Raw genomic sequence first — 12213 nt, forward strand, 5'->3', positions numbered from 1 at the left:
TTTAAATACGGATGATTGATTTTTATAGTGTATTCGCTCAATTTGCTTCATCTCCTCCCATTATATCTATTTTCAAAAATAAGTGAAAAACTCAAAAAGGCGAAACGCAAATGCGTTCCGCCTTTTTTGTGCCTGCTAGAGCAATTGGGTAGAGAAATTATTTCATTACGTGAATAGGATGACCTTCAACCAGTTCAGCAGCTTCCATGACAATTTCGCCAAGGGTTGGATGCGCATGAATAGTCAAAGCGATATCTTCAAGTGTTGCGCCCATTTCAATTGCCAAACCAAGTTCAGCGATCAAGTTAGAAGCTTCGATACCAACGATTTGTGCACCAAGCACAAGGTTGTTTTCGGAGTTAGCAACAATTTTGATGAAACCTTCTGGGCTGTTCAAAGATACGGCGCGGCCATTCCCTGCGAATGGGAACTTGCCAGCTTTCACTTTGTAGCCTTTGTCTTTTGCTTCTTTCTCTGTTAGACCTACGCTAGAGCACTCAGGATCTGTAAACACAACTGCTGGGATGACTTTGTAGTCAACAACAGATGTAAGTCCTGCAATCGCTTCTGCGGCAATCTTACCTTCGTAAGAAGCTTTATGTGCCAATGCCAGACCTGGAACAACGTCGCCGATAGCGAAGATGTTAGGAATGCTTGTGCGACCTTGGTGATCAACTTTGATCAATCCGCGATCGTCAAGCTCTAGACCGATCAGATCCAGACCAAGTTCACCGTCTGTGTTAGGACGACGGCCTACAGTAACAAGCAAGTAATCCGCAGTTACTTCTTTGGATTCGCCACCAACAGAATATTTCACGGTAACTTCCTTGTCGTTCTGTACAGCACTTTCAGCTTTAGCGTTAGTTACGATTTCGATGCCAGTTTTGGCCATGTTCTTCGCAACAAGACGAGTCATATCTTTGTCGAAGCCTGGAAGTACAGTATCCAATCCTTCAATAATTGTTACTTTAGTACCAAATTTGGAGTACATTTGACCAAGCTCAGCGCCGATGTAACCACCACCGATTACGATCATGCTCTTCGGAATTTCTGGAAGTTCCAGAGCTTCAGTCGAAGACAAAATGCGTCCACCGAATGGGAAAGGTTTCAATTCAATCGGACGGGAACCTGTAGCAATGATACAGTGCTTGAAGCGGTAACGTGGGGATTCATGATCATTGAACACACGCGCTTCTGTGTCGCTGATAAACATGCATTCGCCGTTAAATACTTCAATTTTGTTGCCCTTCATCAAGCTAGTCACGCCGCTAGTCATTTTCTTAACTACGCCGTTTTTGAACTCTTGAGTTTTGGCAAAATCCACTTTAACGTTCTCAGCTGTAACACCGAAAACTTCACCATGCTTAGCAGATTCGAACTGATGTGCAGCAGCAATCAGTGCTTTAGAAGGAATACAACCACGGTTCAAACATACACCGCCGAGTTCCGATTTATCCACGATGAGGACCTTTTGGCCGAGCTGGGCGGCACGAATTGCCGCCACATACCCACCAGGACCTGCACCAATGACCAATGTGTCAATATCTAGAGAAGCGTCTCCTACTACCATAATTATACCTCCATAACCAGCAGCTCAGGATTATTGAGCAGCGATTTAATGTAGTTCATAAAGTTTTGAGCAGTCGCACCATCGATAATACGGTGGTCAAAGCTGAGTGACAACGCCATTACAGGAGCAACTACGATTTCACCATTCTTCACAACTGCTTTTTCACTGATACGGCCAGTTCCGAGGATAGCCACTTCAGGGAAGTTAATGATTGGAGTAAAGAACATACCGCCAGCAGAACCAATGTTACTGATAGAGATCGTGCTGCCTTTCATTTCGTTAGCAGACAATTTACCGTCACGACCACGAACTGCAAGGTCAGTGATGCTGCTAGCGATCATCCAGATGCTCTTACGGTCAGCGTCTTTGATAACTGGAACAATCAAACCGTTAGGTGTATCAGTAGCAATACCGATATTGTAGTATTTCTTGTAGACAATTTCGCCTGCTTCTTCATCAATCATAGCGTTGAGTGCTGGGAATTGACGGGAAGCTGCAACCAATGCTTTAACGATGAACGGAAGGTAAGTAACCTTAACGCCTTTTTTCTCAGCGATTGGTTTCATACGTGTACGGAATGCTACCAGTTCAGTAACATCTACTTCGTCCATAATGGTAACGTGCGGTGCAGTGTAAGCCGATTTAACCATTGCATTGGAGATCGCCTTACGAATGCCCTTGAATGGTACACGTTCTTCTTCAAGACTAACATTACCGCTCGCCGCTGCTGCTGGTGCTTTAGCTTCGGTTTTAGCAGCCTTAGGAGCTTCAGAAGCTGCCGCTGCTGGTGTTGCAGATGCTGCTGGTACTGAACCGCCTTTCAGGAATGCTTCAACGTCTTCACGAGTGATTTTGCCACCTTTTCCAGTTCCGTTCACTTTAGAAATATCCACTTTTTGCTCACGAGCAAATTTGCGAACGCTAGGTGTAGCCAATACATCACGGTCAGGAGCTGGTGCTGCACTAACAGATCCGCTTGCAGGGGAAGAAGTTGTATCTGCACTGCCTTTTGCTACATCTGCTTCTGCAGCTGCATGACCGGCTTGTTCAGGAACGTCACCTTCTGCAGCAATGATAGCTACAACATCGCCGACACGGCATACTTGACCGTCTTTAGTCAGAACTTCCAATACAGTACCGTTCACTGGACAAGGAACTTCAACTACCGCCTTGTCATTTTGAACTTCCATGATGATATCATCATCGGTTACTTTGTCACCGGCTTTGATATGCATTTTGATGATTTCACCTTCATGCAGACCTTCACCCAGTTCTGGGAACCGATATTCAAAGTTCGCTGATTTAGCATTCGCAGGAGCTGGTGCAGCAGGTGCAGGTGCAGCTGGAGCTTCTTCAGCAGCATGACCTTCTTGCTCAGGCACATCGCCCTCAGCTTCGATAATTGCTACAACTTCGCCAACACGGCATACTTGACCGTCTTTAGTCAGAACTTCCAACACAGTACCGTTCACTGGACAAGGTACCTCAACTACCGCCTTGTCATTTTGAACTTCCATTACGATATCATCATCCGTTACCTTGTCACCGGCTTTGATATGCATTTTGATGATTTCACCTTCATGCAAACCTTCACCTAGTTCAGGGAATCGGTATTCAAACTTTGCCACTTTGAAAACCTCCTTGTGAAATTGGGACTGACCTTATGATTAGAATTTAGAAGAAGAAACGACGTTGTCATCCTATATGGATGACAACCGTTTCTCATAGAATTTTTTTTAGAAATCCAAAACTTTCTTCACGCCTGCAATGATACGTGCAGGGTTTGGAAGCCATGTATCTTCAATTTGTGCGAATGGATACACTGTGTCAGGTCCTGCGATACGAAGCACAGGCGCTTCCAAGTGCAGCAATGCTTTTTCATTAATTTGTGCAATAACCTCAGCAGCAACACCGGAGCTCTTTTGAGCTTCTTGTACTACGATAGCACGATTAGTCTTCTTCACAGACGCTACAATAGTGTCGATGTCAATTGGACTTACAGTACGAAGGTCAATAATTTCAACGTTAATGCCTTCTTTTTCGAGTTGCTCGGCTGCTTTGGTAGCTGTATGTACCATCAGCCCGTAAGTAATAATCGAAACGTCAGTACCTTCACGAACTACGTTAGCTTTGCCAAGTTCAACAGTGTATTCACCTTCTGGTACTTCAGCACGGAACGCATGGTAAAGGTTTAAATGCTCCATGAAGAATACAGGGTCATTGTCGCGGATAGACGCGATAAGAAGTCCCTTAGCATCATATGGGTTTGAAGGAATTACTACTTTAATACCCGGGCTTTGTGCAATCAAACCTTCAAGTGAGTCTGTGTGAAGCTCAGCAGCCTTAACTCCGCCACCAAAAGGAGTACGGAATACGATTGGAGCATTATATTTACCGCCAGAACGCCAACGCAGACGTGCCGCTTGAACGACGATCTGATCAAGTGCTTCAAAGATAAAACCTACGAATTGAATTTCTGCAATTGGGCGGAAGCCTTGTACACCAAGACCAAATGCCAAACCACCGATAGCGGACTCAGCTAGTGGAGTATCAAAAATACGATCTTCGCCAAATTCCTTTTGCAGTCCTTCCGTTACACGGAAAACGCCACCTACATTACCAACATCCTCTCCGAAGATAAGAACGTTAGGGTCACGATTCAGTTCAACGCGCATCGCGTCGCGGATCGCTTCTTTCATATTCATTTGTGCCATTGCCTGATATCCCCCTTATTCAAAATCGGCTTTTTGCTCTTCCAGATGTTTAGGTGTTACTTCGAACATGCTGTCGATCAAGCCAGGTATTGTCATTTTTTCGGTTTGTTCAGCTTTTTTAATCTGCTCGTTAACAGTAGCTTTCGCTTCGTCTTTCACGCGCAGCGTATCTTCTTCAGTCCAAAGACCTTTCTTCTCCAAATACTTGGCAAGACGGTTGATTGGATCCTTTTCACTCCATTGTCCTTCTTCTTCTTTCGAACGGTATTTACTTGCATCGTCAGAAAGGGAGTGTGGACGGAAACGGTAAGTTACAGCTTCGATCAATGTAGCACCTTCACCATTACGTGCACGCTCAGCAGCGTCACGAACAGCACTGATTACCGCAAAGATGTCCATGCCGTCAACTTTGATTCCCGGAATACCAGCTGCAACCGCTTTGTGAGCGATCGATTTGGAAGCTGTTTGTTTTGCGAACGGAGTCGTAATCGCGTAACCGTTGTTTTGAACAAAGAAGATAACAGGCAGTTTAAAGCGACCAGCAAAGTTCAAGCCTTCATAGAAGTCGCCTTCAGAAGAACCGCCATCACCAGTGTAAGTAATTGCAACACTCTTTTGTTTCTTCAATTTAAAGCCCATTGCAATTCCTGTAGCGTGCAGGATTTGCGCGCCGATGATAATTTGTGGCATCAATACATTAACGCCATCAGGAATAGCTCCACCATGTTGGTGTCCACGGGAATATAGGAATGCTTGGTACAATGGAAGTCCGTGCCATACTAGCTGCGGAATATCACGGTAGCCTGGGCATAAGAAGTCTTCTTTTTCCAAAGCGAATTCGCTACCAATCATAGTAGCTTCTTGACCGGATACCGGTGCGTAGAAACCAAGACGGCCTTGACGACCAAGATTTACTGCACGATCATCCCAAGTACGGGTAAATACCATACGATACATAATTTCTTTCAGTTGATCGTCGGTTAAATCAGGCATTTTATCCTTGTTGATAATTTCTCCATCCGGGGAAAGTACCGTTAGAGCCTCGACGTCCTCTGTATACACTTCATAAGGAACTTTACTCATTATCTTCACCTCAATAAAAAAATTTGAATATCAGCTGCCTCTGTTATAATATTATTATACACCTGTTTGGTTACTTTCGTCAAAGAAATACTTATAAAATTTATATTTCTTTAAATTTTGTATGTATAACAGGTGATATATTTTTATATAACAGTTTAAAGCTTTTGGAACAAGTAAATGATTAATCACACAGTTACTCAGCTATTTATTTTAGAGCAAACCGTTGTGTATTGCAAAATTCGACAAGAAAGGTGACGTGGCAACTATGAGCGATTCTGTTTTTCTGAAACGCACAATTGTAAAAGAAACGCTTTGGAGTGAACATCTGCAGGAGGAACGCAAATTACGCATCTATCTCCCTCCCGGCTACAACGAAGTCTTGAGCTATCCCGTTGTGTATTGCCAAGACGGAGAAGAATTCTTTAACTTTGGCCGCATCGCTACACTTGCTGGACGTCTTATTATAGAAGAAGACGTGGAGCCCTTCATAATTGTAGGTGTCGAAGTAGACGTCGCTGTTCGGACTCAAGAATATGCGCCGTTTGGCAGCAGATTCAAGCAGTACTTATCTTGCTTTTCCGAAGAGATTATTCCCTTCATTGAACAAAAATATCCTGTACGCCGTACTCCGGACGAACGAATCCTAGCAGGTGACTCTCTTGGGGGCAGTGTATCGCTCCATCTTGCACTTGCTTATCCTGCGATCTTTACACGTATCATCAGCCTTTCCGGGGCTTTCTATCCTGAGTCCCGCGAAATGCTGGCCAAAGAAGAGGATCTTTCCTGGCTCAACATTAATATGGTCGTTGGTCTTCAGGAGACTGACTACAAAACGGATACCGGCATTTATGATTTTGTTCAGATGAATCGAGAAACCAAAACATTGCTTGAATCACGCGGAGCAACCGTATCCTACCGAGAGAAGGACGGACGTCATCTCTGGGGATTCTGGCAGAAAGAGCTACCAGAGTCTCTACTCTATTTCTTAAACGCATAATGACCAGTTGATAGTAGTAAATAGTGAACATCTAAAGAACAGTATGTAGATTACTTGTTTGCGCTTACAGTTTAATCCAGCAACTTTCCTCGATTTACCATATGAATCATAACGAGAAAGCTGTAATCCAAATTGGGTTACAGCTTTTCTCTTATCATTCTTTCCAGCAATATGTCACAGCCCGCGTTGATCAAGTCATACACCTGTTCAAAATTACCTGTAAAATACGGATCTGGTACTTCACGCAGTTCCTCCTCAGGCAATAAATCCATGAAGAACATTAGATCAGCGTCATTTCCTCCTGGAACCTTTCGAACATTCTCTCCATTAGACTTGTCCATACAGACGATATAATCAAATTTTTGAAAATCTTCACTGCTAACTAGACGCGCCATCATATTCTCATAGCTAATACCATTATGATCAAGGATACGTCTCGTTCCTTCATGCGGTTCTTTCCCAATATGCCAGTCACCAGTTCCCGCAGAGTCTACAAGAATCTTGTCTGATAATTCTCGTTCATGAATCTTATGCCGTAGAACAGCCTCCGCCATCGGTGATCGACAAATATTACCTAGACATACAAACAGTACTCTTACGATTTTCGTTCACCTCCTGGTTGTTAAACCTAAAATATATGTGAAATTATACTCAAAAGATCACACACTCTCATTTTAGCGTTGTCGAGGTCAATTGTGCAACCTTTCGATCTGCATTATACTGGACAGGATACTCAACTAGAGGTTTAAGAGGAGGAATGGATGTTATGTCATCCAAACGCATCGTTATTTTTGCCGGTGGTGAATTATCTCCGGATTATTTCGATCTATTAGATGAAGATGATTTTATTATCGGTGCGGATCAAGGGGCATTGTTTCTCATTTCACACGGATATACACCAGATATAGCAGTAGGTGATTTTGATTCCGTTTCGCCTGAGGCACTTCAAGATATTGAGAACCTAAGTAAAAAGACCGTCACCTGTGATGCCGTGAACAAGGATTTAACAGATAGCGAGATGGCACTCGATATTGCAATAGATCAGCAACCTGATTCTATTCTACTATTAGGTGTTACAGGGACTAGAATTGATCATTCTCTGGCTAGCATTCAAATGATGACAAGAGCCCTTCAACGTCAAATCAACTGCTACGTCATGGACACTCATAACTATATAACCCTTACAGGATCCCAGGCTGTTATCAACGATTTAGGCTACACCTACGTTTCTTTGCTACCCTTAACCCCAGAAGTATCGGGGATTACCCTTGAAGGTTTTCAATATCCATTGACTGACGCTACACTGAAGCTTGGACAATCTCTTGGCGTAAGTAATAAACTGATTTCATCCTCAGGAACGGTTTCCATCCGAAGTGGATTGTTGCTGATTATTCAGAGTAAAGATTAATTACATATGGCACGTGTATAACGTAAAAATGCTCCCTTTTTGCATTTTAGAAACATCATTGTAACTTTTATAGCAAATTGAAATAAGCCGCGAAAATCCTTATATACCAAGGGTTTTTCGGCTTTTTTTATATCCTGACAGATCAAATTATTAATTTTTTGTAACTTTTAATGAATTTTTAATATAACGCTTCCAACCCATACCCAGCCTCACTTTATTGCACCTCTACCATTTTTTATGTAATAGATAACCTGCTATACTACGAATCAGGCAAGCAAGACAGACAAACACAACAACAAAGACTAACACCTTGGAGGTACTACAACATGAATAAACAACAATGGATTAAAAAAGCGATTGTTATAGGAATGGTTACTACAATGGGCTTAGGAACAATGATGGCAACAGGCGTAGGAGCAACTAAAGTTGAAGCTGCTTCGGTGTCTAAAGGTCAAAGCATAGTGAATCTCGGAAAGAAATATATGGGAGTGCCTTACAAATTCGGTGCATCCACATCTACTACTAAAGTTTTTGACTGCTCTTCTTTTACTAAATATATCTTTAAACAATATAACGTAACACTGCCTCGTACGGCTGCAGAACAATCCAAAAAAGGAACAGCCGTATCTAAAGCGAATCTTCGTGTAGGCGATCTCGTATTTTTCTCAAGCGGTAGCAGAGCAACTGGCAAAAACGTTACTCACGTAGCTGTTTATGCCGGCAACGGTAAAATTCTGCACACTTACGGTAAGCCAGGTGTTACGATTTCCGATCTTAACTCCGGTACTTGGAAAAAAACTTATTTAAAGGCTCGCCGCGTACTGTAAACAACAGCTCTGTAGTAGAGTTCAAACTATAATAGAGAAAAAGTCTCAGGATGTGGTGCCGCCTTCGGGCGCCCTCATTACATATCCTGTTCCGCGAACAGTATGAATTAACTTGTTCCGGTGACCTTTATCAACTTTCAAACGGATATGTCTAATGTAAACATCAACAACATTCGTATCTGCGTGAAATTGGTAACCCCATACTTCCTTAAGTATCTCGACACGGGAACATATCATTCCCTGATTTGCAGCGAGATAATACAATAGATCAAATTCCTTGGGCGTCATCTTTAACTCGATCCCTTCGCGACTTACAAATCTGCGACTGGGATCGAGCATTAAACCATCGACTCTCAACAGTTGGTTTAAATTTCGACGCCGTCCAGTAAGGGTTAATAAATTTAGAATTCTGTACTTGAATTCACCGGTATGTAAAGGCTTGGTCATATACTCATTACCCCCGGCTGAGAATGCCGAAACCGCCCCAGTTCCAGATTCAGATTGTTCGCCGGAAATCACCATTACCGGGAGTATCATCCCCTCTGCTCTTACAGCGGAAATAATATCCCAGCCTTCCCAAGTCCCCACCTCGTATAACTCAGCAAGCAGCAGTACCGGTTCTACTTTTGATATGGTTAAGCGGAGATCCTCGGGATCTTCGCTTTTTGTTGCTTCAAGTCCAATATCTTGTAGCACACTTTGAATAACGACTCGATCTTCTTCGCTACTAGTGCTATCAGCCATATACCATATTATTTGCTCAATCACAAAGCTCCCCCATATCTATATGACTTGCACTAGCAACACTGCGGTACTTATAGAATTCCCGGAAAACAAAAAGACCATTCCTTAGAAATGGTCTGAACACCTATTTAGCGCTTCTTTATCCAAAATATCGATGATAAAAGCTTCTAGCAGCAGCAATATCTTTAGTCCCATGAATTAAGGCTCTGCCATCCGCAAAAATAACCATTCGATAAGGCCCTTCTATAAAAGAAACCAGATAAGCATTGCTGTCCACGCTTCCGCTTCCTAAACGAGACAAACGATTCGCAGTTTCCTGCAAGTTAAGCTTCTGTGGTCTCGAAGGACGGATTTGTACGGTATCTCTCCCGCAAAGAACATCGCTTCGTTCGGTATTTGCTGCCGTAAGATAGGGATAAATCGGATGACTCCCACAAGAAGGGCAGTTTTCCTTTTTAGCAGCCTTCACTCCAATTTCATGGTGTTCATTCCGCCACACATCGAACGTTAATAATTTGTTTCTTAATTGTGTTTTACGCTTTCCCAGTAGCTTTAGCGCCTCTGTAGTAGCATTTGCCGTAACTAATTGTACAGCTTGCGGAAGGATACCTACAGTATCACAGGTGTCCCCTCCTATAGGTACTGTCCCTAAGAGACAATGGAGACATGGGGTTTCTCCTGGCAAAATCGTATATGTTATTCCATAACTGCCTACACATGCACTATAGATCCATGGAATAGCGTGTTTTTGTGCCATATCATTAATAATGAGCCGAGTATCAAAATTATCCGTACCGTCCATGATTAGATCAACCCCTGAAATGAGCCCTTCCAGCTCCTCTGCACGGACATCAATAACGTGGGATTCAATAACAACCTCAGAATTAATCTGTTGAAGTCTTCTCAGCGCAGCGGCAGCCTTAGGCATACGTTCTAGTGCATCTGCCTCGGTATAGAGCTGTTGCCTTTGAAGGTTACTCCACTCTACATAGTCACGGTCAGCTAAAATAATCCTCCCGACCCCGCAGCGTACCAGCGTCTCTGCAATTCCGGTACCAAGCGCACCCGCTCCTACTACTAATACACTAGACTGCGCGAGCCCTTGTTGTCCTTCTTCACCAAATGGCGTAAACCGCACCTGACGAGAATAACGGTCTTCACGCCCCTCTGTATGGATCAATCGATTCCCCTCCCTGTATCCAAAAACCGGAGAACAGCAGATAGTCTGCTATTCCCCGGAAAGATGTTGATTCTATACTTGTACAGCTGACCACTGCTCTACATCCCAAATTTTCGTAACCCAATCTTCATAGAACTCAGGTTCATGGGAAACCAGCAGGACTGTACCCTTATATTCTTGCAGTGCCCGCTTCAGCTCAGCTTTGGCAATCACATCAAGGTGATTCGTAGGTTCATCGAACAGTACCCAGTTGCTCTCACGCATCAGCAGCTTACAAAGACGTACCTTAGCTTGTTCGCCACCACTCAGCATACTAAGCGGTCGTGTAATATGCTCATTTTTCAGACCGCAACGAGCTAGATGTCCACGCACTTCATTCTGAGTTAGACTAGAAAATTCATTCCATACATCCTCAATAGGTGTAAGATTAGCTGCTTTCACTTCTTGTTGGAAGTATGCTGAATTCAGATAATCTCCAAGATAAGTTTTACCGCTGTATGTTGGAATTACTCCGAGAATGGTCTTTAATAACGTCGATTTACCCACACCATTGCAACCAACGATAGCGATTTTCTCTCCACGTTCAATGGTCATATTCAGCATAGGTAGCAACGGACGGTCGTAGCCAATCTCGAAATCAATGCCTTCAAAGACTGTTTTGCCACTGGCACGACTCTCTTTAAACTTAAAGGTCGGCTTAGCAGCTTCTTCTGGGCGATCAATTCGATCCATACGATCTAATTGCTTCTCACGGCTCTTCGCCCGACCAGATGTGGAGGCACGGGCTTTGTTACGCTGAATGAAATCTTCTTGCTTCTTAATGAAATCCTGTTGTTTTTCATAAGCATCTATATGTTGAATCTTGTTCATCTCAGCCATATCCAGGAATTTCTCATAATTTGCAGTATAACGAGTAAGTTTGCCGAACTCCAGGTGATAGACCACATTTACGACTTTATTCATGAATTCCGTATCATGGGAGATCAAAATAAATGCATATGGATACTGCTTCAAATAGTTAGTTAACCAGTCGATGTGCTCAACATCCAAATAGTTGGTAGGCTCATCCAGCAACAGTACGTTTGGTTTCTCAAGCAGTAGCTTCGCCAACAGGACTTTTGTGCGCTGGCCCCCACTTAAAGAAGCGACATCACGGTCAAGTCCAATGACGGATAAGCCTAGGCCATTCGCCATTTCCTCCACTTTCACATCAATTAAATAAAAATCCCCGATGTCCAGCTGCTCCTGGATGTCCCCCATTTGCTCAAGTAAAACCTCTAACTCTTCAGGAGAAGCGTCCCCCATCTGCTCAGTGATCTTCAGCATTTCCTGTTCCAGCTCTAAAAGCGGCAAGAAAGCGTCCTTCAATACATCACGGATGGTTTTACCTGGTGTTAAGATGGTATGCTGATCCAAATAGCCATAACGGACACGAGGTGTCCACTCTACTCTTCCACTATCTTTCAACAGTTTCCCTGTCAAAATATTCATAAGCGTTGATTTCCCTACGCCATTTGCTCCTACAATTCCTACATGCTCTCCAGGTAACAACCGGAAAGAAACATTCTTAAACAACGTCCGATCCCCAAAATTGTGGGAAACGTCTTCTACACTAAGTAAACTCATAAATTCTCAGCAAGCTCCTATCTATACTTAAATAATGCGTAAACAAGCAAAAATGCCTTCGGCG

11 protein-coding genes are annotated in these 12213 nt (G+C 43.2%); 3 read left to right on the forward strand and 8 right to left on the reverse strand.

Annotated elements, in window-relative coordinates:
* Positions 1–157: 157 nt before the first annotated feature.
* The 4 genes from lpdA to pdhA form a co-directional block, all read right to left on the reverse strand.
* On the reverse strand, positions 158–1570 hold the full coding sequence (gene lpdA, locus ACN6MV_RS17235; protein WP_042128286.1) for a dihydrolipoyl dehydrogenase: 1413 nt from the start codon (positions 1568–1570) through the stop codon (positions 158–160).
* Positions 1571–1572: 2 nt separating this feature from the next.
* On the reverse strand, positions 1573–3198 hold the full coding sequence (locus tag ACN6MV_RS17240) for a 2-oxo acid dehydrogenase subunit E2 (protein WP_042128288.1): 1626 nt from the start codon (positions 3196–3198) through the stop codon (positions 1573–1575).
* A gap of 108 nt (positions 3199–3306) precedes the next feature.
* Entirely contained in the window at positions 3307–4284 is a 978-nt protein-coding gene (locus tag ACN6MV_RS17245; RefSeq protein WP_042128290.1) for an alpha-ketoacid dehydrogenase subunit beta, read from the reverse strand.
* Positions 4285–4299: 15 nt separating this feature from the next.
* Positions 4300–5367, reverse strand: coding sequence for a pyruvate dehydrogenase (acetyl-transferring) E1 component subunit alpha (gene pdhA / locus ACN6MV_RS17250; protein WP_042128292.1), 1068 nt, complete (start codon positions 5365–5367; stop codon positions 4300–4302).
* A gap of 265 nt (positions 5368–5632) precedes the next feature.
* Between pdhA and ACN6MV_RS17255 the strand changes: the two genes are divergently transcribed.
* Entirely contained in the window at positions 5633–6364 is a 732-nt protein-coding gene (locus ACN6MV_RS17255; protein ID WP_042128294.1) for an alpha/beta hydrolase, read from the forward strand.
* A gap of 137 nt (positions 6365–6501) precedes the next feature.
* Here the strand turns inward: ACN6MV_RS17255 and ACN6MV_RS17260 are convergent, their stop codons facing one another.
* On the reverse strand, positions 6502–6966 hold the full coding sequence (locus ACN6MV_RS17260; protein WP_042128296.1) for a low molecular weight protein-tyrosine-phosphatase: 465 nt from the start codon (positions 6964–6966) through the stop codon (positions 6502–6504).
* 164 nt (positions 6967–7130) lie between these two features.
* Here ACN6MV_RS17260 and ACN6MV_RS17265 point away from each other — a divergent pair, with 164 nt between their 5' ends.
* Positions 7131–7772, forward strand: coding sequence for a thiamine diphosphokinase (locus ACN6MV_RS17265; protein ID WP_419884486.1), 642 nt, complete (start codon positions 7131–7133; stop codon positions 7770–7772).
* Positions 7773–8098: 326 nt separating this feature from the next.
* Positions 8099–8599, forward strand: a complete 501-nt coding sequence (locus tag ACN6MV_RS17270; protein WP_339286799.1) for a C40 family peptidase — start codon at positions 8099–8101, stop codon at positions 8597–8599.
* Between the two features lie 45 nt (positions 8600–8644).
* On the opposite strand, the gene ACN6MV_RS17275 is transcribed toward ACN6MV_RS17270, so the two are convergent.
* The 3 genes from ACN6MV_RS17275 to ACN6MV_RS17285 form a co-directional block, all read right to left on the reverse strand.
* Entirely contained in the window at positions 8645–9367 is a 723-nt protein-coding gene (locus tag ACN6MV_RS17275) for a response regulator transcription factor (protein WP_419884487.1), read from the reverse strand.
* Between the two features lie 115 nt (positions 9368–9482).
* Positions 9483–10523 (reverse strand): ThiF family adenylyltransferase, encoded by a 1041-nt coding sequence (locus ACN6MV_RS17280; protein ID WP_419884488.1) that lies wholly within the window; start codon positions 10521–10523, stop codon positions 9483–9485.
* Between the two features lie 72 nt (positions 10524–10595).
* Positions 10596–12149: an ABC-F family ATP-binding cassette domain-containing protein gene (locus ACN6MV_RS17285; protein ID WP_042128304.1), complete on the reverse strand. Its 1554-nt coding sequence runs from the start codon at positions 12147–12149 to the stop codon at positions 10596–10598.
* Between the last annotated feature and the right edge of the window lie 64 nt (positions 12150–12213).

The organism is Paenibacillus sp. B-A-8, from assembly GCF_048572915.1.
Taxonomy (GTDB): domain Bacteria; phylum Bacillota; class Bacilli; order Paenibacillales; family Paenibacillaceae; genus Paenibacillus_AQ.